This window comes from Streptomyces sp. cf386 (assembly GCF_900103585.1).
Taxonomy (GTDB): domain Bacteria; phylum Actinomycetota; class Actinomycetes; order Streptomycetales; family Streptomycetaceae; genus Streptomyces.
This window is the reverse complement of sequence record NZ_FNHV01000030.1, coordinates 1-25,669: the sequence shown is the minus strand read 5'-3', so window position 1 is coordinate 25,669 and position 25,669 is coordinate 1. Positions and strand designations below refer to the sequence as shown.

Annotated in this window: 12 protein-coding genes; 8 read left to right on the top strand and 4 right to left on the bottom strand. The window is 72.3% G+C overall.

What is annotated here, in order from left to right; genetic code table 11:
• The gene (hemQ, locus tag BLU79_RS43060) at positions 1-732 is read left to right on the top strand and encodes a hydrogen peroxide-dependent heme synthase (RefSeq protein ID WP_048583753.1); all 732 of its coding nucleotides are present in this window, start codon (positions 1-3) and stop codon (positions 730-732) included.
• A 30-nt stretch (positions 733-762) separates the two neighbouring features.
• Here hemQ and BLU79_RS43055 read toward each other — a convergent pair whose 3' ends face one another.
• The 4 genes from BLU79_RS43055 to BLU79_RS43040 all read right to left on the bottom strand — a co-directional run bounded on the left by BLU79_RS43055 (position 763) and on the right by BLU79_RS43040 (position 5,829).
• Complete coding sequence (locus BLU79_RS43055) at positions 763-2,406, bottom strand: alpha/beta hydrolase (RefSeq protein ID WP_093911506.1); 1,644 nt, start codon at positions 2,404-2,406, stop codon at positions 763-765.
• Between the two features lie 124 nt (positions 2,407-2,530).
• Positions 2,531-3,262 carry a TIGR04222 domain-containing membrane protein gene (locus BLU79_RS43050; protein ID WP_093911505.1) on the bottom strand — a complete coding sequence of 244 codons (732 nt, stop codon included), beginning with the start codon at positions 3,260-3,262 and terminating at the stop codon, positions 2,531-2,533.
• 59 nt (positions 3,263-3,321) lie between these two features.
• Entirely contained in the window at positions 3,322-4,110 is a 789-nt protein-coding gene (locus tag BLU79_RS43045; RefSeq protein WP_093911504.1) for a DUF4142 domain-containing protein, read from the bottom strand.
• A 282-nt stretch (positions 4,111-4,392) separates the two neighbouring features.
• Positions 4,393-5,829, bottom strand: a complete 1,437-nt coding sequence (locus tag BLU79_RS43040; RefSeq protein WP_093911503.1) for an MbnB/TglH/ChrH family RiPP precursor modification enzyme — start codon at positions 5,827-5,829, stop codon at positions 4,393-4,395.
• 727 nt (positions 5,830-6,556) lie between these two features.
• Between BLU79_RS43040 and BLU79_RS43035 the strand changes: the two genes are divergently transcribed.
• The 7 genes from BLU79_RS43035 to BLU79_RS43005 form a co-directional block, all read left to right on the top strand.
• Positions 6,557-9,319 (top strand): helix-turn-helix transcriptional regulator, encoded by a 2,763-nt coding sequence (locus BLU79_RS43035; RefSeq protein WP_093911502.1) that lies wholly within the window; start codon positions 6,557-6,559, stop codon positions 9,317-9,319.
• Between the two features lie 371 nt (positions 9,320-9,690).
• Positions 9,691-10,344 (top strand): response regulator transcription factor, encoded by a 654-nt coding sequence (locus BLU79_RS43030; protein WP_093911501.1) that lies wholly within the window; start codon positions 9,691-9,693, stop codon positions 10,342-10,344.
• 6 nt (positions 10,345-10,350) lie between these two features.
• Positions 10,351-11,628: a sensor histidine kinase gene (locus tag BLU79_RS43025; protein ID WP_093911500.1), complete on the top strand. Its 1,278-nt coding sequence runs from the start codon at positions 10,351-10,353 to the stop codon at positions 11,626-11,628.
• Between the two features lie 390 nt (positions 11,629-12,018).
• Positions 12,019-12,960 (top strand): ParB/RepB/Spo0J family partition protein, encoded by a 942-nt coding sequence (locus BLU79_RS43020; protein WP_093911499.1) that lies wholly within the window; start codon positions 12,019-12,021, stop codon positions 12,958-12,960.
• A gap of 262 nt (positions 12,961-13,222) precedes the next feature.
• On the top strand, positions 13,223-15,340 hold the full coding sequence (locus BLU79_RS43015) for an ABC transporter ATP-binding protein (protein ID WP_371132060.1): 2,118 nt from the start codon (positions 13,223-13,225) through the stop codon (positions 15,338-15,340).
• Between the two features lie 281 nt (positions 15,341-15,621).
• Positions 15,622-23,736 carry a non-ribosomal peptide synthetase gene (locus BLU79_RS43010; RefSeq protein WP_093911498.1) on the top strand — a complete coding sequence of 2,705 codons (8,115 nt, stop codon included), beginning with the start codon at positions 15,622-15,624 and terminating at the stop codon, positions 23,734-23,736.
• The coding region (locus BLU79_RS43005) for a condensation domain-containing protein (RefSeq protein ID WP_143052577.1) at positions 23,733-25,669 on the top strand (1,937 nt) is incomplete at its 3' end. The genes BLU79_RS43010 and BLU79_RS43005, both read left to right, overlap by 4 nt.

Below are 25,669 nucleotides of genomic sequence, written 5' to 3'. Positions count from 1 at the left end.
ATGAGTGACGACGCCTCCACCACCGAGTCCGGCAGGATCCCGAACAAGGGCAAGCTGGCCAAGGACCTCAACGAGGTCATCCGCTACACCCTCTGGTCCGTCTTCAAGCTGAAGGACGTCCTCCCCGAGGACCGCGCGGGCTACGCCGACGAGGTCCAGGAGCTGTTCGACCAGCTCGCCGCCAAGGACGTGACGATCCGCGGCACCTACGACGTGTCCGGGCTGCGCGCCGACGCCGATCTCATGATCTGGTGGCACGCCGAGACCAGCGACCAGCTGCAGGAGGCGTACAACCTCTTCCGCCGCACCAAGCTGGGCCGCGCGCTGGAGCCGGTCTGGTCGAACATGGCGCTGCACCGCCCCGCCGAGTTCAACCGCTCGCACATCCCGGCGTTCCTCGCCGACGAGACGCCGCGCAACTACGTCAGCGTCTACCCCTTCGTCCGCAGCTACGACTGGTACCTGCTGCCCGACGAGGACCGCCGCCGCATGCTCGCCGACCACGGCAAGATGGCCCGCGGCTACCCGGACGTCCGCGCCAACACGGTCGCCTCGTTCTCCCTCGGCGACTACGAATGGCTCCTGGCGTTCGAGGCCGACGAGCTCTACCGCATCGTCGACCTCATGCGCCACCTGCGTGCGTCCGAGGCCCGGATGCACGTCCGCGAAGAGGTGCCGTTCTACACCGGGCGCCGGAAGTCCGTGGCCGAGCTGGTCGCCGGGCTCGCCTGATCAGCGCGGGAGCCGGGCGGCCGCGGTGTGCTAGGGGCGGCCGCCCGGTTTCGTCTCGGTCTGCTTGCCGAGCTTCTTCGCCTTACGGTGCTCCGGGCGCTCCGGCTTGGGCTCCGGGTGCCCCTCGCACGACGCACGCCGCTCCGGGAGGCGGCCCGACAGCAGATACGCGTCGATGTAGCCGTTGACGCAGGCGTTCGGGCCGTACGCGATGCCATGCGTGCCCGCGTCCCGCTCGGTCACCAGGACCGAGCCCGACAGCCGCCGGTGCATCTCCAGCGCCCCGTCGTACGGCGTGGCGGCATCCCGCTCGGCCGCCAGGATCAGCACCGGGGGCACCTCACCGGGACCGGTCCGCACATCGAGGGGCTGCTGCCGGGGCGCCCGCCAGTAGGCGCACGGCAGGTTCATCCACACGTTGTCCCAGGTCTCGAACGGCGCCACGCGCGCGAGCCGTGTGTTATCCCGGTCCCAGACCGCCCAGTTCGTCGGCCAGGGCGCGTCGTTGCACTCCACGGCCGTGTAGACCGCGTTCGTGTTCTCCTTCCCGACCGCCGCCTCCGTCGTCGGCGAGGCCAGCTCGGCGAGCGGCTTCGCGTTGCCCTTCAGATACGCCGACAGCGCCTGCGCCCGCGCGGGCCAGTAGTCGTCGTAGTACCCGACCTGCAGGAACGCCTCCTGCAACTGCCCGGGCCCGACCTTCCCGCCGGCCGGCTCCATGGCCACCCACCCCCGTACCTTCTCGTAGGTGCGCAGCACCTTGTCGGAGGTGTCACCGAGGCCGTACACGTCGTGGTGCTTGGCGACCCACTCCCTGAAGTCCGCCCACCGCCCCTCGAACGCGGCCGACTGCAGCAGGTTGCTGCGGTACCAGATCTGCGCCGGGTCCGGGTTCACCGCCGAGTCGAACACCATCCGCCGCACATGGGAGGGGAAGAGGGTCGCGTACAGCGCGCCGAAGTAGGTGCCGTACGACGCGCCCATGAACGTCAGCTTGTCCTCGCCCAGCGCGGCGCGCAGGACATCCAGGTCACGGGCGTTGTTGAGCGAGTTGTAGTGCTGCAGCGCGCTTCCGGTGCGCTCGGCGCAGCCGCGCGCGTAGGCCTTAGCCCGGGCGATGCGCTCCCGCTTGTACGACTCGGAGGGGTGCGTCGGTGCGTCCGTGGGCCCCGTCAGGAGCTGCTTGGGGTCCTGGCAGGACACCGGCGCGGACGAGCCCACTCCGCGCGGGGCGTAGCCGACCAGGTCGTACGCCCCCGCCAGCCGCTTCCACGCGGGCAGCACACCGATCAGCGGGAAGTGCAGACTGGAGCCGCCCGGACCGCCCGGGTTGTAGACCAGGGCGCCCTGGCTCGGGACCCGGCGCTTGCTGTTGTGCGGGTCCTTGTGGGTGGCCGGCACCCGGCTGACGGTGAGCCGGATCTGCTTGCCATAGGGATCGGTGTAGTCGAGCGGGACGGACACCGTGCCGCACTTCACGCTGTCCGGCAGCTCCAGGTCCTTGGCACAGTCGCCGAAGGTGATGCCGGCCTCCTCGGCGCGTGCGACGGCCACCGTGGTGCCGTGCCTCTCGTCCGCCCCCGGAGCCGCGACCGTGGTGCTGTCGGCAGGGGCGGTGGTGAGGGCGGTCAGGAGCAGGGCTCCGGCGACCGAATAGAGGGCGGGTGCTCTCATCGCGTATCCCTTCAATGCACGGCAGCAACAAAAGGGATATTTCGTTCGTCTGTTGATGAAGGCAAGCACCGTCCGGCCGGTGTCGTCGTCAATGCCCCCGATGCGTCACCGGCCGCCGCGGCCGTCAGTCGCGCCGGTGGAACGCCTCATGGTGCGGCTCGCGGTGCGCGAAGGCCGCCCGCAGGTCCGGTTCGCCGATCGCACGCACGCCCCGTACGGCGACGGAAGTGAGGTACGTACGGTCGTCCCCGGCCCCCGAGCGCCGGACCAGAGCACTGAGCAGCCGCTGCCCGGCCGGGGAGGCCCACTGGGCGTACGGGTGGATCTCGATCCGGGCGATGGCGAGGCAGCTCAGGGTGAGCACGAAGGGGAGCGCGAACCACAGGGCGACCAGATGCGCCGGGATGTCCGACTGGGCCGGCGCCAGCAAAGCGGACGCCCCCAGCGCCGGCACGACCGGTGCGGCGAGCCGCACCTGCCGGATCGCGGTCGCGACGTCGCTGCGCGCCTCGTAGGGAACGGCGAGACCCGCGCTGACCAGCCGGTCGCCCAGGCTGCCCACCGCGTCGGCGGCGGCCGTCGCGTCCCGCACCGGCTCGATCCGCGACTGGCCCTCCGGCCCGATGGCCCTTATCACCGAGCGCTCCATCTCGTCGCGCCCGCGCGGATCGACGACCGTCGCCCAGCCGGTGCGCGCGAGCAGCAGCGGCTGCTGCCGCGCCATGGAGACGGGCGTCAGGTCGGCGACCCGCCGGGGGTCGCCGGACAGGAACGCGGCCTCGTACAACGGCACCTTTGTGCGGCTAAACCGCCGCCGCTCTCGCGGACTTGGTTGCTCGCCGTGGGGGTTCCTCAATTGATGGTTGCGGTTTCGGGGTGTATTTCAGGACTTGCCGGATCGGCGAGTTCGGGGCGTCAGGAGCCCTCGGTGTCCTCCGGGCGCGGGCTGCTGGCGGCCGACGGCAGCGTGTACGTCGGCGACGGGGGCGGGGTCACCGGGACGGCCGGGGCCGGGTCGACGGTCGGGCCGGGCGGGGCCGGGGCCGGGGTGAGCGGAGGGGTGCTGTCGGCGACCATGTCCCGGGCCAGGGCGTCGAAGTCGACGTAGCCGGTGGCCTCCAGGACCGTGATGTGGTCCAGCACGGTGCTGTTGGCGTCGTCGGCGAGCTCGCGGACGAGGGAGTTGCGGGTGCTGGCCCGCACCTGTGCGACGACGGAGAACACCTTGCCGTGCGCCAGCCGCAGGATGTTGGCGAACTGCCGGTCGTACTCGACGCCTTGGGCCGAGTCCAGGGTCGCCAGCCACGCGCGCTGCTGCTCGGTGGCCTCGTTGGGCAGTGCCAGGCTGAGCTTGGAGGCGACGTCACGCACCCGGTCGTCCAGGAACGTGTGCCCCTCGATGAGGTGCTCGCCGGCGGTCCGTACGGCCGGGGTGGACCCCTTCTGCCGGGCCTGCTCACCGGCGGGCAGCTCCCACAGCCCGGCCAGCCGGACCTTGGTGATGAAGTCGCGGTCGAGGGCGGACAGCGGGCCGTAGCCGGTCGAGACGGTCTCGGCGTTGAGCACGTCGAGGCCGGTCCCGGACCGGTCGGAGTACGACCAGATCGGAAAGATCATCGCCAGCAGCGTCGCCGTCAGGCCCGTGATGATGAGCCCGGTGCCGCTGAAGATGCCTCGTCCGTTGATGGGTGGTCGCGGTCGCATGGTGCCTCCTGTTGCGGCACCGCACGTTAGTGCGCTTCGCGTTGGGTTGGCATATTACTTCGGGGTACTTCGGCGCCTACGCCAACTGCCGTACAGGAGCGAATGGTTGCAACGGGGGTCGATACGGGCGAACAGGGGAGTGGAGGTATGTGACGTTCCGGGGTGAAGGCGGGTGAAACGGTCGCCCGGCCCGCGGTGTGCGGCCGGGGTGTTAGTCCCCGCACACTCGCGGCGGGGCGGCGCCTGGTCGCCGCAGCGACAGGAGGCGCACGAGGGGTGCGCTCACCGCCCCAGCAGCACTCGACGCGTGGCCCGCGCCAACCGCACCCCCGGCCGCCGTGACCGCGGCCTCGGCCCCGACCGCTCCAGCCACCACTCCCGCAACTCCGCCCGCGTCCGCGCGTCCTCGAGCCGCCCCTCGGCCAGCAGATACCCGGCGAAGTCCAGCGCGTCACGCCGATAGCCGTCGGTCATCGGGTGCCCGTGCGTGTACGCGACGAACGCCCGCCGATACCCGCCCCCCAGGATCACCGGCAACTCCGGCGCGACCTTCGCCACGACGTCCGCCCGCTTCCCGGCGAGCGCCCGCGCCTGCACACCCAGCCGCACCCGGTCGAACCCCTCCGGCACCGGCGTCCCGGCGACCAGCGCGGACAGCAGGGCGGCCTGCGCGAGGGCCAGGCGCTGGCGGGCGGGGTCGGTGACAGTGGGGTCGGTGACGGCGGGGTCGGCCGGCGCCGCGTCGTGTGCCCGCGTCGCCTCCCGCTCCTCGGTCGCCCTCTGCTCGCGCACCGCCTGCGCAGTCGGCGTCGTCCCGGACGGGCCCGCGGAGGGCGCCCCCTCCGCGAACACCCGCTCCGTCGACGCCCGCTCCGTGAACGCCCGCCGCTCTGCCTCCCCCTTCTCCAACGCCCCCCGAATCGCCCCCAACTCCCGCTCCAGCTCGCCCGGTTCGGGGAAGTTCTCGTCGCGTTCCAGCAGGACTCCCGGCGGGGACACCCGGGAGGCGAGGTCGGTGAGGATGTCGAGGACCGGTCGGGGGACCGGGTGGGCGTGGCTGTCGTGCCAGACGCCGTCGCGTTCGAAGCCGCCCGCGACATGGACGTACGCGATGGCCTCCAGCGGCAGCTCGGCGAGCGCCTTGGCCGGGTCCTCGCCGCGGTTGACGTGGTTGGTGTGCAGGTTGGCGACGTCGATGAGCAGCCGTACGCCCGTCCGGTCGGCCAGCTCGTACAGGAACTGTCCCTCGGTCATCTCCTCGCCCGGCCAGGAGATGAGCGCGGCGATGTTCTCCACGGCGAGCGGCACGGGCAGTGCGGCCTGCGCGATACGGATGTTCTCGCACAGCACGTCGAGGGAGTCCCGGGTGCGGGGGACCGGCAGGAGGTGCCCCGCTTCCAGGCGGGGGGACGCCGTCAGCGGCCCGCCGGCCCGTACGAACGCGATGTGCTCGGTGACCAGCGGCGCCCCCAGCGCCTCCACCCGCTCGGCGAGCGCGGCCAGCCGCCCGGCGTCGGGTCGCTCCGCGCCGCCCAGGCCCAGCGAGACGCCGTGCGGAATCACGGTGACACCGCGCTCGCGCAGCCGTACCAGGGACTCCGGGAGGTGTCCGGGGCAGACGTTCTCGGCGACCGTCTCGACCCAGTCGATGCCCGGCATGCGCTCCACGGCGTCCGCGATCTCCGGACGCCACCCGATCCCCGTGCCCAGTCGCTCCATCGTCCCCTCCTCGGCCTCTTCCGTACCCGCTGTCCTGTCTCTCGGACGTGCCGGACGTGACGGGGGTATGGCCCCGCCGGCCTCGCCCGAACCCCGGGGCAGTCACCTTCAGAGCAACATTTGAGGTTGGGGCCCACCCGCGCGCGCTCACCGCAAGGTCGTACGCGGGGAACGCCGGGGATGTTCATTCGCTTCACCGCCGGAGCCGTGAGCTGCTGGTTTCGACCCCTGTCGAAACGGCTGGGCCGCCCCGCGCCGCACCCTTCAGACTGGTGGTGCCGAAGACCGACGACCGACCCCCGACCGGTCGCCACGGGGCTCCGAGACGCTGACCGAAAGCCGACGGAAAACTTTCGCCGCAAAGGTCTATACCACTGTCGATGACGCGTCCGTGCCGGGCGTGTGATCGTCCGCAGGCCCCTGGTGCGGCGAGCGTGCCAGGTCAGCCGGATTCGCCCCGCCCGCCTTCCGAATGGTCGTTGATTTCAGCCATCTGAAAATCGCGCAAGGGCTGCCATTCGATGCGGAATTGAATGGTCCGTTCGTGCGGTGAATGGCGTGAATTAAGTGCTACTCGGAAGTTCCTGCGCCGAATTGGGCTGGTAGTTGATTTTTCGCTGTGGGAGAATCTTCACAGGGATGGGTGGTCTCGTCCGAAAGGCTGCGTCTGATCGGCTGCCCGTGCCGCGCGAGAATCAGCCGTCGAGACTGGGGGACAAGTCGGCTCATGAACTTGGTGGAACGGAACGAGGAACTGTCGACCATGGACGGCATGCTCGCCGCCGCCATGGCCGGACGCGGCGGCGTGCTGGTCGTGAGCGGCGCGGTCGCGAGCGGGAAAACCGCGTTACTCCGTGCCTTCGGGGAGCGGGCGAACGCCGCCGGGGCGCTGTTGATGCAGGCCACGGCATCGGAGGCGGAGCGCGACATGCCCCTTGGGGTGATGGGGCAGTTACTGCTCTCGGCCGGGTTGCCGGACGAGGGTATGGCCGGTGCGGCGCGGTCCGCGGTGGTCGCGGAGTTGTGCGCCATTGTCCTCGAAACGGCACGGGAAAAGCCCGTGACGCTCATCGTCGATGATGTGCACCACGTAGATCAGGATTCAATTGAGTGCCTGCTCTATCTGGCCCGCAGGCTGAGCAAGAACCGCATTCTTATGGTGCTTGCCGAGGCTGACGGTGAATTATCCGACAACACTCGCGTCCAGATGGATTTCCTACGTCTTCCGGGCTGCCGCAATATCCGGCTCGGCCCGCTGACACGACGTGGCATCGGAGAAATGATCGGTGCCCAGGGAGGAGAACGGTGGCGGACGCGCCCGCTCGTCGCTCAGCTGCACCGGACCGGTGGTGGCAATCCCCTGCTGACGAAAGCGCTTCTGGAGGACATCGTCGCGTCGTTCGCCGACGGCGACGAGAACGGGCTCGACGCGTATGAGCCGGGCGAGTCCTATGAACGTGCCGTCACGGCGTGCCTGTACCGCCTCGACCCGGCGCTCCAGCACATCGCCTGGGCGCTCGCCGTCCTCGGCCCGCAGGCCGCGCCCACCGAACTGGCCGAAGTCCTCGGTGTCGGCCGCGAGTCGGTGCACCGCGGCCTGGCCGGCCTGGACACGATCGGACTGCTCGACTCCGGCTGGTTCCGGCACGACGCGGGCCGCCGCGCCGTGCTGCGCGGCATGGAGCCCTCGTACCGTGCCCGCCTGGAGGCCCGCGTCGCCACGGTGCTGCACGAGCACGGCAGGGCCGCGACCGTGGTCGCACGGCATCTGATGCTCGCGGAGCGCGTCGACGACGCCTGGGCGCTGCCGACCCTCCTCGAGGCGGCCGACCGGGCCCTGGCCGACGACGACGTCACCCTGGCGCTCTCCTGCCTGCGCGCCGCCCGCGACCTGTGCACCGACGAGGGGCGGTCCCTGGACATCAGGGCCGCGCTGACCCGGGCCGCCTGGCGGGTCAACCCTGCCATCGGCGCCCGTTACCTGCCCGACCTCACGGCCGCCGCCCTCGCGGGCCGCCTCGGGCACCGGCAGTCCGCCGAACTGGCGGGCCACCTCCTGTGGTTCGGCCAGGTCGACCAGGCGCTCGCCGTGCTGGACACCGCCCCGCGCACCGGCGCGGGTGCGGGACTGCGCCACCGGCTCGACGACATCCGGCTGTGGACGGCCCGCACCTACCCGGGACTGCCCCGCCACGACCGGGCCGACCCGCACGGTGCGGTGCTGCGGGCGGCCCCGTCCGCACGCAGCGTCCATGACCGGGTGGCGACCCTGGCGCAGGCGGCGTCCGACCCCACCAGGGACGACGTCGTGGTGCGGGCCGAACAGATCCTCCAGGGCACCCGTCTGGACGACCACACGGTCCCCTCGCTGGTCGCCACCCTGGACTCGCTCGTCCTCGCCGACCACCTCGACGAGGCGGCGTACTGGTGCGAGACGCTCTTCAAGGAGGCCACCGAGCGGGGCGCCCCCATGTGGCAGGCACGGTTCGCTGCCGTCCAGGCCCGTATAGAAGTGCGGCTGGGCGGGCTGACCGCCGCCGAGGAGTCCGCGCGCACGGCGAACGTCCTCGTGCCCGCCGAAGGCTGGGGGGTCGCCCTCGCGTCGCTCGTCGCCGTCACCCTCTACGTGAAGACGGCCATGGGCCGGCTCGGCGAGGCGGCCGACCAGCTCAGCACTCCGGTGACGGAGGCGGCCTTCCAGACCCCCGACGGACTGCTCTACCTGTGGGCGCGGGGCTGCTACTACCTCGCGGCCGGACGCCCCTACGCGGCGCTCGACGACTTCCGCGCCTGCGGCGACACCATGACCGGCTGGGGCCTCGACCTGCCCGCCCTGGTCCCCTGGCGCACCGACGCCGCCCTGGCCCATCTGGCGCTCGGCGACGAGCGCCGCGCCCGCGGCCTGGCGGAGGAACAGCTCGCGCTGGTCGGTCCCGGAGCCGCGTGGACGCGCGGGGTGTCGCTGCGGGTCCTCGCCCGAACCCTCACCCCCGCACGCCGACTGCCGCTGCTGGAGGAGGCCGTGGAGATCCTGCGGGAGACCGGGCACCGGCTCGAACTCGTCCGAGCCACCGACGAGTTGGCCGGCGCACACCGTGAACTCGGCGACGCCGGGCAGGCCCGCGCCCTGGCCCGCAGGGCGCGCCGGCTGGCCGGCGAGTGCGGCGTACCGGCCCCTGAGGCACCGCCCACCCACACCGGCACGTCCGCCGCCCAGGACGGCACGGGCGCGACCCGCCCGCGGCAGGACCCCGCCGAGCTCAGTGACGCGGAACTGCGGGTCGCGACGCTCGCCGCGCGGGGACTCACCAACCGGGAGATCGCCGACAAGCTGTTCATCACGGTGAGCACGGTCGAACAGCATCTGACGCGCGCGTACCGAAAACTGGACGTCCAGCGCCGCACGGACCTGATGGCCAAGATCACCATTGCCAAGGGCTCCGGTCAGCGCTCGAAGCGCCGTCACCGCGCCGCGCGCCATCCGGCGTGACAGGTCCGGGAAGAGGAGTCCTTCGGTCATCTGCGAGGTCACAACTCCCTGCCGCTCGGGCGTCACTGCCGGCGTTACGGTCGGTTCCGCTCCGGTTGTTCTACGGGGCGGGCGGTCACAGCGCGGTCCGAAAGCCCGCGCGGGTCACAGGGGTCGGTGGTTCACAGAAGTCCGGCCGGAGCCGGATGTGCCCTGATCCGGGCCTGTGGACGGGTGGTTCGCGTCGGTACGCTGCGATCTGCGAACAGAGAGCTGCGGTCCGCCGTCCGCGGAACCGCCGAATGTGACCGGTGCGTGACGGGAGATCGGGCAGTCTCGTGCGGCGTGATCAGGTGCGGGCCGCCCGGCCCTGCCGGACGCGAGGAGAGTCGATGAGGGTGCTGGTGGTCGAGGACCACGCCGAGCTCGCGCAGTCGGTGGCGCGGGTGTTGCGCCGCGAGGGCATGGCGGTGGACGTGACGTACGACGGCGCGGACGCGCTCGAGCGCACTTCGGTCGTCGAGTACGACGTCGTCGTCCTCGACCGCGATCTGCCGGGCGTGCACGGCGACGAGGTGTGCACCCGGCTGGCCGACCAGCCGGTGCACGCCCGGGTGCTGATGCTGACCGCGTCCAGCACCATCGCCGACCGGGTCGAGGGCCTGAGCCTCGGCGCCGACGACTATCTGCCCAAGCCCTTCGCGTACGCCGAACTGGTCGCCCGTATCCGCGCGCTCGGCCGCCGCTCGCAGCCGGCCGTGCCGCCGGTCCTCGTCCACGGTGATCTGCGGCTCGACCCGGCGCGGCGGATGGCGACGCGCGCCGCGCGGCGGCTCGCGCTCACCCCGAAGGAACTCGCGGTCCTGGAGTACCTGCTCGCGGCCCAAGGGCGGGTGGTGTCGGCCGAGGAGTTGCTGGAACGGGTGTGGGACGAGGCGGCCGACCCCTTCACCACCACCGTCAAGGCGACCATCAACCGGCTGCGCCCCAAGCTCGGCGACCCGCCGCTGATCGAGACCGTCCCGCGCGGCGGCTACCGGATTTGAGGCACCATGCGACTGCCGAAGCCCACGGTGGCGCCGCTCGCCGGCACCGCCCGCCTTCTCACCGCGGCCGTACGCCGTCTGACGCCCCGTCGGGTCCGGATGCGCCTCACCCTGCTGTACGGGGTGCTCTTCGTCGTCTCCGGCGCGGTGCTGCTCGCGATCACCTACCTGCTCGTCACACACGCCTCGTCGAACGTCATCGTCGGCAGGGAGGGCGGCGACGTGTCCCGGCTGACCCGCGGCCCGGACTCCGGTGCCTCCCTCGGACTGACGGACGGCACTCCGCCCACCCTGGACTCCGGCCTCGGCGACCTGCGCGAACACGCCTACCGTCAGCACCAGCAGGGGCTGGAGAATCTGCTGGTGCAGGCGGGCATCGCCCTCGCCATCATGGCGGTGATCTCGATCGCGCTCGGCTGGCTGATCGCCGGGCGGGTACTACGGCCGCTGCGCACGATGACCGGCAGCATCCGCCGTATCTCCGCGCGCAATGTGCACGAACGCCTCGCCGTCGCCGGGCCCGCCGACGAGCTGAAGGACCTCGCCGACACCGTCGACGGACTGCTCGGCCGGCTGGAGGTCGCCCTCGACTCCCACCGGCGTTTCGTCGCCAACGCCGCACACGAGTTGCGTACGCCGCTCACCCTGGAGCACGCGCTGGTGGAGGAGTCGCTCATGGACCGCGACGCCACCGTGGAGTCATACCGCTCGAACATGGAGCGGCTGCTCGCGATCAGCCAGCAGCAGGCCCGTCTGCTCGAATCGCTCCTCACCCTGTCCAGCAGTGAACGCGGCCTGGACCGTCGTGAGGAGGTCGACCTCGCCGACGTGGCCGAGCACGCGGTCGGCATCCCGCGCTCGGACGCCGGCCGGTGCGACCTCGATGTGGAGATCAGGTCGGCGCCCGCCCCGATGACGGGCGACGCCGCACTCGTGCAGCGGCTGGTGGCCAACCTCGTCGACAACGCCGTGGACTACAACGTCCCCGGCGGGCGGGTGGAGATCACGACGGCCACGAGGGGCCGGCAGGCGGTGGTGACCGTCACCAACACCGGTCCCGAGGTCCCGCCGGATCAGGTCGAGCGGCTCTTCGAACCCTTCCAACGGCTCGGCCGCACCGCCGGCGAGGGTCATCACGGGCTGGGCCTGTCCATCGTGCGCACCATCGCCACCGCCCACGACGCCGCGCTCACCGCCCGCGCGCGGCCGGGCGGTGGCATGGTCGTGGAGGTCGCCTTCCCGTTGCGGAAGGACGCCCTGGTTCCGGCTCTCACCCGGGTGTGACGACCGCTCGGGAATGACCCCTCAGAGGCGGACAGGAATGACCCCGTAGGGGTGGGTAGGGGTGTCCAAGCCCGGAAAGTCGTTGTTAGGGTCATCGTGTTCGGCCATCGGGAGACGTTCTTCCGCCAGGCGTGTTTCTGCGACGGGCATCTCGCCCCGCACCAGGCGAAGACGTTTTCGGCCGGGACACGAACCGGGGAATGAGCAAGGGGCGCGAGCAGGATTCAGAGACTCGGCGAAACGTTCAGCTACGGATTCACCGCTGACGGGATGCTGACCCCGGTCACGGTGTGATCCACCACGCGCGGCTGCGTATGCGCATGGAGCGGGACTGAGTCACTAGGGGGAATTGAGTTGGCGATACCTGGCCACCCGCGCATCGATCGACTCATGGTCGTCGAAGTCGAGATCAGCTCTTTGTCGACAGGCGACTCGCCGAGGCTCTCCGGAGCCGATCAGGAACACGTGGAAGCTCTGGCGGCGGTGCATTCACCGCTGCCTCCGATCACCGTGCACCGCCCGACGATGCGGATCATCGACGGGGTGCACCGGGTGCGTGCCGCGGAACTGCGCGGCCAGAGCAAGATCGCGGCCAGATTCTTCGACGGCGCCGCCGCCGATGCCTTCGTCCTGGCCGTGGAGTCCAACATCGCCCACGGAATACCGCTGACGACCACGGACCGCAAGCGTGCCGCGGACCGGATCATCAGCACGCATCCGCAGTGGTCGGACCGCATGATCGCCTCGGTGACCGGCATCGCGCCGGGCACGGTGGCCGAACTGCGCCGGCGGTCGCAGGGCGGCGAGCCCGCGCGGACCAGCCGGATCGGCCAGGACGGCCGGATCCGCCCGGTCAGCGGCGCCGAGGGCCGCAGGCTGGCCAGCGAGATCATCGCCGAGAACCCGAGCCTGTCGCTGCGTCAGGTGGCCCGGGCCGCCTCCATCTCACCCGAGACGGTCCGCGACGTGCGCAACCGCATGATGCGCGGAGAGGACCCACAGCCACAGGGCAGAAGGCAGCCGCACCACGGAGACAACGCCAACCGTGGCGCCCTCGGTCCCGTCGGAGTGGCTCCGCGCGCCTCGGCGCAGGACCGGGCCGCGCTCGTGGAGCGGCTGAAGGCGGACCCGGCGCTGCGGTTCAGCGAGACCGGGCGCACCCTGCTGCGGTTGCTGAACCTCCACACCCTCGACACGGAGGAATGGGAGCGGATCGTCGACCGGGTTCCGCCGCACTGCGGTGTCGTCGTCGCCCATCTCGCCAAGGAATGCGCCGAGATGTGGACGGAGTTCGCGGAGCGGGTGCAGCGGAAGGTCGCCGAGATGGCATAGCGCGGCGGCGTGTGTCCAACCGGCCGATTCGCACAGTCGGACAGCGGGGCCGTGAGGTGAAAACACCCACGGCCCTGCCCCGACCTTCTTCGGTGAATTCACATACCCGGGATTCTTGAGTTCCCGGGATTCTGGCATGCCCTCTTTCCGTAGCCTTTTGGATTGCCTGCCGACGGCCCTGGTGGGCGAAAATCCCGAACGGTAGTGTCCCTGCTAGGTGTGAAGCCGATGGAATTACGTGATCCCAGGAGGTTTCCGTCGCGTGTTAATCAGCCAAGGTCCTGGTGGAATTACCGTCGGAGACCCGAACTCGTCCGACAGCAAGAACAAAAGGCAGTCCTTGCGGCCCGGCACCGTGCGCCGCGCGCTCACCTATATACAGCCGCACCGGCGCTCGCTGCTGTTCCTGCTGCTCACCACCGTGGTCGACTCGCTCGCCATCGTGGCGACGCCACTGCTGCTCAAGGAGATCATCGACGAGGGAATCCTCAAGGACGATCTGGGGCTGGTCATCGCGCTGGCCCTCACCGCCGCCGGACTCGCCGTGGTCGACGCGGTGATGCAGCTCGGGCAGAGCTATTTCTCCGGCCGGATCGGTCAGGGCGTCAGCCACGATCTGCGCGTCCAGACCTTCACCCACGTCCAGCGGCAGCCCATGGCGTTCTTCACCCGCACCCAGACCGGGCTGCTCACCAGCAGGCTCAACGCGGACGTCATGCTGGCCCAGCAGGCCCTCGGTCTGCTGCTGACCTCGGTGACCAGCGTGCTGACCGTTTTCCTGGTCCTCGCCGAGATGTTCTACCTGTCCTGGCTCATCAGCCTGATCGCCGTGGCCCTGCTGCCGCTGTTCGTCGTGCCGGGCATCTACGTCGGCCGGCGCCTGCAGCGCTACTCCAGGGAACAGATGCAGTCCAACGCGGAGTTGGCGGGCGTCGTCCAGGAGCGGTTCAACGTGAGCGGCGCCATGCTCGCCAAGCTGTACGGCCGCCCGAAGGCGGAGGCCGACGCGTTCTCGGCGCGCGCGGGCAAGGTGCGTGACGTCGGTGTGAAGTGGACCGTGTTCAGCCGGCTGTCCTTCATCTCCATGGGGCTGCTCGCCGCGCTCGCGACGTCGCTCGTGTACGGAGCCGGCGGCGCCCTCGTGCTGGACGACGTGTTCCGGATCGGCACGCTCGTCGCCCTCGCCGTACTCCTCGGCCGGCTGTACGGGCCCATCACCCAGCTGTCGGGCATGCAGGCGAACGCCCTGACCGCGCTGGTCAGCTTCGACCGCCTCTTCGAACTGCTCGACCTCAAACCGCTCATCGAGGAGAAGCCCGGCGCGACCCCCCTGGCGGCGCCGGGGACCGGCCCCGCGCCGCGCATCGAGTTCGACCAGGTGTCGTTCGGCTACCCGCGTGCGAGCGAGGTGTCCCTGGCGTCCCTGGAGTCCAACACGCAGTCCCCGGGGGAGCGTTCGAGGAAGAGCCCGCAGGTGCTGCACGAGCTGTCCTTCGAGCTGCTGTCCGGACAGCTCACCGCTCTGGTCGGGCCGTCGGGCGGCGGCAAGACGACCATGACGCATCTGGTGTCCCGCCTCTACGACCCCACTTCCGGGGTCGTCCGCATGGACGGCCACGACCTGCGGGACGTCACCCTCGACTCACTGCGCGACACCGTCGGGGTCGTCACCCAGGACGCGCACTTCTACCACGACACCATCCGCGCGAACCTGCTGTACGCCCGGCCCGAGGCCACCGAAGAGGACCTCATGCGAGCCTGTGACGGGGCGCAGATAGGGGAGTTGATCCGCTCGCTGCCCAGCGGCCTCGACACCGTCGTCGGCGACCGCGGCTACCGTCTCTCCGGCGGTGAGAAACAACGGCTCGCCCTGGCCAGGCTCATGCTCAAGGCACCCTCCGTCGTCATTCTGGACGAGGCCACCGCCCACCTGGACTCCGAGTCGGAGGCGGCCGTCCAACGGGCCCTGACCACCGCGCTGCGCGATCGGACCTCCCTGGTCATCGCCCACCGCCTGTCCACCATCCGCGAGGCCGACCAGATCCTCGTCATCGACGGGGGCCGGGTGCGCGAACGCGGCACGCACGAGGAGCTCCTGGCGGCCGGGGAACTGTACGCGGAGCTCTACCGCACCCAGTTCGACCGGCCGGCCGCCGGCGCCAACGGCTCTGAAGGACACCTCGGGGTCCGCGCGCGGGCGCAGGTCATGACCCTCGGGGACGGTCCGGTGATGGGCGGCGGCCCGATGCTCGGCACGGGGCCGATGCCCGGGGCGGGGCAGATGGCCGGGGGCGACGGACTCGTACTCGGCGGCGGGATGCCACCGGGAGGCGGCGGCGAGTACATGGTGCGCCGCCGGGGCGAGCCGGACGAGCCCTGAGCGCTCCGCCGGCTATGTCGACATGCGGCTCCGCCGCGGGGCTGTGATGGGCGGTCCTTCGACTGCGGCGCCGTCGCGGCTGGTCGCGCCCGCGCGGCGGAGCCACAGATCCAGTACAGCCCCGCGCCCCTCTGGGGCACGGCCGTAGCGCAGTCGCGAACGCGAGCCCCTGCGCACGCGGGGCACCTACGCGGCCCCCGCCCCGGGCAACCCCGGGGCTCCCGCACCGCACCCCCGCACACCCACCAGACACGCACCGCCGCGCCGCCGAAGGGAGAGCGATGAGCAGCGAAGCGGACTCCACCCTGCCCCTGTCCGAGAGCCAGGAGGGGATCTGGCTGGCCCAGCGCATCGAGAGCTCACGCGGCTTCTACACCATCGGCCAGCACGTCGAGATCCTCGGGCCGCTGGACACCGGAGCCTTCGAGGACGCGCTCCGCCAGGTCGTCGAGGAGACCGAGATCCTGCACGTGCGGTTCGTGGAGGAACCCGGCGGCGGGGTGTCCCAACTCGTCGTCCCGGCACCGGAGTGGAGCCTGACGGCGGTCGACCTCACCGCGCACGAGGACCCGTGGGCCGCGGCCGAGGCATGGATGCGCGCGGAGCTGCACCGGACGGCCCGGTCCGCAGACGCCGGCCTGTTCGCGTACGCCCTGCTCGCCCTCGCACCCGACCGGCACGTGTGGTACCAGCGCTACAACCACCTGCTGATGGACGGCTTCGGCTGCTCGCTGATGGCCCGCCGCGTCGCCGAGCTGTACACGGCCGCGCTGCACGGAGACCCGGCCCGGCCCGCGGGCCACGCGCCGCTGCGTGAGCTGCTGGGGCAGGAGTCCGCGTACCGCGACTCCGAGGAGTACGCCCGGGACCGCCGCTACTGGCACGACCACTTCGCCGACCGGCCGGAGCTCGCCGCCCTCCCGGGCCACCGCCCCACCGCTCCCGACGGCCCCGTGCAGGCCACGGGCCACCTTCCGCCGCCCGCCGTGCGCGCCCTGCACGAGGCCGCGGCCCACGCCAAGGTGAGCTGGCCCCGGCTGGTCGTCGCCGCGGTCGGCGCCTTCGCCTGCCGGATGACGGGCGCCGACGAAGCCGTACTGAGCCTGCCCGTCGCCGCACGCCTGACGGGCCCCGCGCGGCGCACCCCGGGCACGATGGCGAACGTCCTGCCCTTCCGGCTGCCCGCCACCCCGGCCATGAGCCTGAACGACCTGGCCCGCGCGGCCGGGCCCGAAACCGCCGGCCTGCTCAGGCACCAGCGGTACCGGGGCGAGCGACTGCGCCGCGAACTGGGCTGGCCGGACGGCGGGCGCTGGCACTTCGGACCCTTCGTCAACATCCTCCCCCTCGGGGAGAACCTGCGCTTCGGCGACTGCCGAGGCATCGTCCGGGACCTGTCGAACCGCCGCGTCGAGGAACTCAGCGTGGTGGTGAGCGGCTGGTCCGACGACCAGGGCATGGCCGTCTCCCTGGAGGCCAACCCCGCGCACTACGACCAGGACTGGGTGCGGGGGAGCCACCGGTCCCTGGTGAGCTTCCTGGAACGCCTGGTCGCGGCCCCGGCCACGCCGATCGGCCGGATCGACGCCGCGACTCGTCCCGGCCCCATGGCCGCGCCCCTCGCCGCCCCCGCACCCGAGCCGATGCGCACACCGCCGGTTCCGGAGCTGATCGCCGGGCAGGCGCTGCGTCGCCCCGACGCCGTGGCCCTCACGGACGGCTCGGGCTCCCTGACGTACGGCGAGATGTGGCGGCGGGCCGGGCAGGTCGCCCGGTATCTGGTGGGCGCGGGCGTCTGCCCGGGTGATCGGGTCGCCGTGGTGATGGAGCGGTCGGCGGACCTGGTGGTGGCGCTGCTCGGGGTGTGGCGGACCGGGGCCGCCTATGTCCCTGTGGACCCCGGCCATCCGGCGGAACGGGTGGCGCGGGTCCTCACCGACTGCGCCCCGTCCGTGGTGGTGTGCGCCGGGACGACGCGGGCGACGGTGCCGGAGAGCGGTGCCCGGGTGGTGATGCTCGACGACCCGGCCACCACCGGGGAGCCGGCCGCCGACGAGGCAGTCGACCTCCCCCTCACCCCGGCGAGCCCGCACGACGTGGCCTACGTGATGTACACCTCGGGGTCGACGGGCGCACCGAAGGGCGTGGCCGTGCCGCATGCCGGTGTGGCCGCGCTGGTCGGCGAGCGGGCCTGGGAGGTGACCCCGGACGACACGGTGCTGATGCACGCGCCGCACGCCTTCGACGCCTCCCTGTACGAGGTGTGGGTCCCGCTCGCCGCGGGCGGCCGGGTGGTCGTCGCCGAGCCGGGTCCCGTCGACGCGCAGCGCGTACGCGCGTACGTGGCCGCGGGCGTCACCCGGCTGCATCTGACGGCGGGCACGTTCCGGGTCCTCGCGGACCAGGAGCCGGAGAGCCTCACCGGTCTGCGCGAGGTGCTGACCGGCGGAGACGTGGTGCCCGCCGCCTCGGTCGCCCGAGTGCGCGAGGCCTGCCCCGACGTGACCGTCCGGCACCTGTACGGGCCCACCGAGGCCACCCTCTGCGCGACCTGGCACCTGATCCGGCCGGGCGGGGAGACAGGCCCGGTGCTCCCCATAGGACGCGCTCTTCCGGGGCGGCGCACCTTCGTGCTCGACGCCTTCCTGCGGCCCGTGGAGCCCGGCCTGGTCGGTGAGTTGTACGTCGCCGGTGCCGGCCTCGCGCTTGGTTACTGGGACCGGCCCGGACTGTCGGCGGGGCGGTTCGTGGCCTGTCCGTTTGTGCCGGGGGAGCGGATGTACCGGACTGGTGACCTGGTGCGGTGGACCGATGGCGGTGCGCTGGTCTTTGTCGGGCGTGCGGATGCGCAGGTGAAGATCCGTGGGTTCCGGGTGGAGTTGGGTGAGGTGGAGGCGGCGCTCGCGGCGCATCCGTCGGTGGCCCAGGCCGTCGTGACCGTTCGTGAGGACACCCCGGGCGAGCGCCGTCTCGTCGGCTACGTCGTGCCCGAGGACCCGGACGGCGTGGAACCCGAGGCCGTACGCGCCCATGCCGCCGGGCTACTGCCGGAGTCCATGGTGCCGGCCGCGGTGTGCGCCCTGGACGCCCTGCCGGTCACCCGGAACGGCAAGGTCGACCGAGCGGCCCTGCCCGCGCCGGACTTCGCCGGCAGAGTCACCGGGCGCGCTCCTCGGACACCCGCCGAGGCGGCGCTGTGCGAGCTGTTCGCCGCCGTACTGAAACTGGACGAGGTCGGCGCCGACGACAGCTTCTTCGCCCTGGGCGGCGACTCGATCATGGCGATGCAACTGGCCGCGCAGGCACGCCGATCGGGCCTGCTCTGCACCGCGCAGGACGTCTTCGAGAACGAGACACCGGCGGCCCTGGCGACCGTGGCCACGCCCACCGAAGCAGCACGGCCGACCGGGGGTGAAGAGACCGGCGCCCCCGGCACCGGACCGCTCCTGACGGACCTGGCGCCGGACGAACTCGCACGGCTGCGCGCGGAGCGGCCCGGCCTCGTGGACGTATGGCCGCTGTCACCGCTCCAGGAAGGCATGCTCTTCCACGCGACGTTCGACGACGACAGCCCCGACGTGTACGCCAGCCAGCGCGTCCTGGCCCTCGACGGACCCCTGGACGTGGCGCGGTTACGTGCCTCCTGGAAGGTGCTCCTCGACCGCCACGCCGTCCTGCGCGCCTCCTTCGGCCGACGCGACTCCGGCGAGCAGGTGCTCGTCGTCGAGCGGGAGGTGCCGCTGCCCTGGCGTGCGGCCGACGTGTCGGCGCTGCCGGGTCCCGAGGCGGCGGCCGAGGCCGCACGGCTCGCCGAGGCGGAGAAGGCCGAGCGCTTCGACCTCACGGCGGCCCCGCTGCTGAGGCTGCTCCTGATCCGGCTCGACGGACACCGTCACCGCCTGGTCATCACCAGCCATCACACCCTCCTCGACGGCTGGTCCATGTCCGTCGTCTTCGGCGAGCTGGCCGAGCTGTACGCCGCCGACGGCGACGGGCGGACGCTGCCCACCGCGACCTCGTACCGCGCCTACCTGGACTGGCTGTCCCGCCAGGACCGGGAGTCGGCACGCCGCGCCTGGCGGTCGGCGCTCGCGGGAGCCGGGGAGCCCACGCTGGTGGTGCCCGAGGAGGCCGTCAGAACACCGGTCGTGCCCCGACCGGTGCGGTTCGAGTTCAGCGACGAACTCACGTCCGCCGTCGGCACGTTGGCGCGTGCCCACGGCGTCACGGTCAACACGGTCGTCCAGGCGGCGTGGGCGCTGGTGCTCGCCCGGCTCGTGGGACGTACGGACGTCGTCTTCGGTACGACGGTGGCGGGCCGGCACGCCGAGCTGCCGGGCATCGAGTCGATCGTCGGACCGTTCATCAACACCCTGCCCGTGCGCGCTGCCCTGGCGCCGGACCGGCCGGTCGCCGAGCTGCTGACCGAGCTGCGGGAACACCACGTCTCCCTCATGCCCCACCAGCACCTGGGCCTCAAGGAGATCCGCGGGGCCGCAGGCGACGGCGCGGTCTTCGACACCCTCGTCGTGTTCGAGAACCTGCCCGAGGCACCGGCCACGCCCTCCGCCGGGGAGTCCGCGCCGACCATGCGTCCCGTCGGGGAGCCCGAGGACCGCGGCCACTACCCGCTGGCGCTGATCGTGGTGCCCGACGAGCGGCTGCGCGGACACCTCGTAGGCCGCCCGGACGTGTTCGCGCCGGAACGCGTCGCCGAACTGGTCCGCCGGCTCACCCGCGTCCTGGAACAGATGACGGCCGACCCCGCACAACCCCTGGGACGCGTCGCCGTCCTGGGCACCGGTGAACGCGCGCTCGCCGTCGCGCGCGCTAGCGCGGCGGAGGAGACCGCCCCGTCCGGCACCCACGACGACACCCTGGCCCCCGACGCCTTCACACGCCGGGCCGTCGAAGCGCCCACCGACGTGGCCCTGGAGGCGGACGGACGGACCGTCACCTACGCCGAACTGGCCGCCGGGTCGGCCCGCCTCGCCCGGTACCTCATGAGCGAGGGCGTCGGACCGGAGTGCCGGGTCGCCGTCCTGGCCGACCGCTCCGTCGAGCTGATCACGGCCCTGCTGGCCGTGTCGCTGGCGGGCGGCGTCTTCGTCCCGCTCGACCCCGGCCACCCGCCGGCGCGGCTGCGCCTGATGCTCGACGACGTCGCTCCGCCGGTCGTGGTGTGCACGCGCGCGACACGCGACGCCGTACCACCGGAGTACCCGGGGCACGTCGTGGCCGTCGACGACCAGGAGATGTCCCGGGCGATCGCCGCGCACGCCGACGGACCCGTCACCGACCGGGACCGCCGGGCGCCGCTGCGGGCGGCGCACGCCGCGTACACGATCTACACGTCCGGTTCCACCGGCGCCCCCAAGGGCGTGGTCGTCCCGCACGGCGCGCTGCGCAACCTCGTCACCGACCACGCCCGGCGCTACGCACTGGACGCGACCGGCCGGGTCCTGCAACTCGTCTCGCCGAGCTTCGACGTGTCGATGGCGGACATCTGGCCGGTGCTGTGCGCGGGCGGACGCCTGGTGCTCGCCCCGCCCGCACGGCGGCACGCGAGCGGAGAGGACCTGGTCCGCCTGATGCGCGCCGCCCACGTGACCCACGTGGCGATGACCCCGACGATGCTCGCCCAGCTGCCGCCCCGGCACCTGCCCGCACTGCGCGTGCTGATCATCGGCGGCGAGAGCGCGCCCGACGACCTGCGGCGCCGCTGGACCGTCACCGGCCGTGCCGTGCACAGCGAGTACGGCGTCACCGAAGCGGCCGTCACCTCGACGGCGAGCCGCCCGCTGCACGCCGAGGACCGGCCCACCACGGGCCGCCCGATCGCCCGCACCGCCGCCTACGTGCTGGACGGCTTCCTGCACCCGGTGGGCCCCGACACGGTCGGCGAGCTCTATCTCGCCGGCGCCGGTCTGGCCCGCGGCTACCTGGACCGACCCGCACTGACGGCCGGACGGTTCGTGGCCTGCCCGTTCGCCCCCGGCGAGCGCATGTACCGCACCGGAGACCTGGTGCGCCGGACCCGGGCGGGCGACCTCGTCCACGAGGGGCGCGCCGACGCACAGGTGAAGGTGCGCGGGTTCCGCGTCGAACCCGGCGAGATCGAGGCGGTCCTCGCCGCGCACCCCGGGGTCGGGCGCGCGGTGGTCGCACTGCGGCGGGACGGCAGGGGCGAGCGGCGCCTGGTCGGCTATGTGACCCCGGCGGCGGAGGGCGCCGTCTCCACGACGGTGACCGGCGCAGTGGCCACGACTGTGGACAGCGCCGCCTCCACAACGCCTGAACGGCGGCTCCTGGACGGCGAGTCCGTCCGTACGGCCATCGCCGACAGCCTCCCCGCCCACATGGTGCCCGCGGCCGTCATGGTGCTGGACACCCTGCCGGTCACCCCGAACGGCAAGACCGACGTCCCGGCCCTGCCCGCCCCCGACTTCGCCGAACGCGTTGTCGGGCGTGCTCCCGAGGGCGCCGCGGAGGAGATCCTCTGCGCCCTGTTCGCCGAGGTTCTCGGCCTGGAACGGGTCGGCGCCGACGACAACTTCTTCCGCCTCGGGGGCGACTCCATCACCTCCATGCAACTGGTCAGCCGGGCCCGCGGGGCCGGTGTGTCCTTCACCGCGCAGGACGTCTTCGAACGCCCGACGGCGGCCGACCTCGCACCCGTCGCCCGGCTCGGCACCGGAACGGAGCCCGCCTGGGACATCGGTGTGGGCGAAGTGCCGTGGACACCGGTGATGCGGGCACTCGGCGAGCGGGTCACCGGCGGAGCCTTCGCCCAGTGGGTGACCCTCGGCGCACCGGCCGGGTTGGGCACCGAGGCTCTGGCGGCGGGCATACGGGCCCTGCTCGACACCCACGACATGCTGCGCGCCCGGACCGAATCGGACGGGCCGGCGACACGCCTCGTCGTGCGCGAGAAGGGCGCGGTGGACCCGACGGACCTGGTCACCACCACCGACGCGACGCAGGTGACCGAGCCCGACCTGGACGAGGCCGCGGACCGGGCCGCACGCGATGCGGTACGGCGCCTCGACCCGTCGTCCGGCGTGATGCTCCAGGCGGTGTGGCTGGACGCCGGGCCCGCCCGCACCGGCCGACTGGTCCTGGCGCTGCACCACTTGGCCGTGGACGGAGTCTCCTGGCGGATTCTCGTGCCCGATCTGCGGGCCGCCTGCGAGGCCGCCGCGACCGGCCGCGAGCCTTCCCTCGACCCGGTCGGAACGTCGTTCCGCCGCTGGGCGAGCCTCCTCGCCGGACAGGCCAGCCAGCCCGAGCGCACCGCCGAACTGGAGGGCTGGGGCGCCGTGGTGGCCCATGCGGAACCCCCCTTGGGCAGGCGCAACCTCGACCCGGTCCGGGACACCGCGGCCACCGTGCGCCGCGCGAGGTGGACGGTGCCCCCGCGACAGGCCCGCACCCTCGTCGGCGAGACCCCGCTCCTGTTCCACTGCGGCGTCCACGAGGTGCTCCTGTCCACCCTGGCGGGCGCGGTCCGCCTGGTCCGCGGACGCCCCACCGACGCGGACGCGGGCACCGCACAGCACCCCGGCGACGGGAACGGCGACGGGAACGGCGACGGAACCGGCGTCGTCCTGGTCGACGTTGAAGGCCACGGACGCCACTCGCTCGGCGGCGCGGACCTGCTGCGCACCGTGGGCTGGTTCACCAGCGTGCACCCCGTACGCGTCGACCTCACACGCGTCGACCTCGTCGAGGCACTGGCCGGCGGACCGTCCGTCGGCACCCTCCTGAAGGCCGTCAAGGAGCAGGTGCGGGAGATACCGGGCGACGGCGACGGACTCGGCTACGGCCTGCTGCGCCACCTGGGCCCCGAGACCGCCCCCATCCTGGCCGCCCTGCCCAGCCCCCAGGTGGGCTTCAACTACCTGGGCCGCTTCTCCACGGCCCCAGGCACCGGGTCCGTGGCCCCCTGGCAGCTGGCAGGACAGACCCCGATCGGCGGCTCGGCCGCCCCCGACCTGCCCGCGGCACACGTCGTCGAAGCCGCGGCAGCCGTCCGCGACACCACCGACGGACCCGAGCTCACCCTCACACTCAGCTGGCCCACCGCGGTCCTCGACGAGGCGACGGCCGACCGCCTGGGCCGCACCTGGCTCGACCTGCTCGCCGCCCTCGCCGGCCACACGGCCGACCCCACCGCGGGCGGACACACCCCGTCCGACTTCACGCTCGTCGACCTCGCCCAGGACGAGGTCGAGGAGTTCGAGGCGATAGCGGCCCAACTGGCCGGCCACGGCCTGGAAGAACGCGACGGCATCGAACAGCACCACGGCATCGAACAGCACCACGGCATCGAAGAGCACCACGGGCTCGAAGGACTTGAAGGAGTCGAAGGACTCGAAGGAGGACGGTCACTGTGAAGGCTCCCACCGCCGGTCTAGGATCCGCTGTCCAGGGGTCCGCCCTCGCGGAGGTATGGCCGCTGTCGCCGCTGCAGGAAGGCCTGCTGTTCCACGCCGACTTCGACGGAGGGGACCGGCCCGACACCTACACCGTGCAGTCCGTCCTGTCCGTCGAAGGCCCGCTGGACGCGGCCCGGCTGCGGACGGCGTGGCAGGTGCTCCTCGCCCGCCACCCCGCCCTCCGGGCGAGCTTTCACCGGCGCGCCTCCGGCGAGGCCGTGCAGCTCATCATGCGGGAGGTCACCCTGCCGTGGACCGAGGCCGACCTCTCGGACCGGACGGAGACCGCCGCGCACACCGAACTGGACCGCCTGGTGCGCGCCGAACGGGCCCGAAGGATCGACCCGGCCGTCGCCCCCTTGCTGCGACTCCTCCTCGTACGTCTCGGAGCACGCGAACACCGCCTTGTCCTGACGAGCCATCACATCCTGCTCGACGGCTGGTCCCTGCCCGTCCTGCTGGACGAACTCACCACGATCTACGAGGCGGACGGCGACACCTCGTCCCTCGCGCCGGTCACGTCGTACCGCGCCTACCTGGCGTGGCTGGCCCGCCAGGACAAGGAGGCCGCGCGGACCGCCTGGCGCACGGAACTCGCCGGCGCCGAGGAGCCCACGCTCGTCGCCACGGCGACGCCCCCGGCACCCGGCACGGCCGCACCGACTCGCCGTTCCGTCCACCTCTCCACGGAGACGACCAGCGCCCTCACCGACCTGGCACGCACCCACGGCCTCACCCTGAACACCGTTGTCCAGGGCGTCTGGGCGCTGGTGCTGGCCCGGCTGTCCGGCCGTACGGACGTCGTCTTCGGCGCGACCGTCGCGGGCCGCCCACCGGAGCTTCCGGGCGCCGAGTCCGCGATCGGCCTGTTCATCAACACCGTCCCCGTCCGGGTACGCCTCGACGGCGCGCAGCCGGTGCTGCGCATGCTCGCCGAACTCCAGGAACACCACACCGCACTCATGCCACATCAGCACCTGGGCCTGGCGGACATCCAGAGCGCGGCCGGCCCCGGAGCGACCTTCGACACGCTCCTCGTCTACGAGAACTACCCCCGCACCGGCAGGCAGTCGCCCGCCCCCGACACCGTCACCTTCTCCTCCGTGGAGGCACGCCAGGCCACGCACTACCCCCTGTCCATAGGCATCGCCCCCGACGAACGCCTCCGCGTGGACGTGACCTACCACCCCGACCTCGTCGACGAGCAGCTCGGCGAGGCACTGGGCGGCATCCTCGCGCGCGTCCTGGAACAGGTGGTCGGGGATCCGTCCGTGCCGGTGGGCCGGGTGGGCGTGCTGATCGGTCCGGAGCGCGGTCTGGTGCTGGAGGGATGGGGGGCCACGGCGGGCGGGGTTCCGGCCGGGTTGGTGCCGGAGTTGGTTGCGGAGTGGGTGCGGGAGTTCGCGGGTGCGGTGGCGTTGGTGGAGGGTGATCGGTCGCTGTCGTATGGGGAGTTGTGGGCCGCCTCGGGTCGGGTTGCGTCGTATCTCGCGGGTGTGGGGGTGCGGCGTGGTGATCGGGTCGCGGTGGTGATGGAGCGGTCCGTGGACCTGGTGGCGGTGCTGCTGGGGGTGTGGCGTGCGGGGGCGGCGTACGTTCCCGTGGATGTGGGGTCGCCGGTCGAGCGGGTGTCGCTGGTGTTGGCGGACTGCGTCCCGGCGGTGGTGGTGTGCTCGGAGGCGACGCGTGCGGTGGTGCCGGAGGGTGTCGGCGTGCGGGTCGTAGTGGTGGACGAGCCCGCTGTCGTGGGCGAGTTGGCGGTCTGCGGAGATGCGCCCGTGGTTCGGGTCGGTCCGGGTGATGTGGCGTATGTGATGTATACGTCTGGGTCGACGGGGGTGCCGAAGGGTGTGGCGGTGCCGCATGGGAGTGCGGCGGCGTTGGTGGGTGA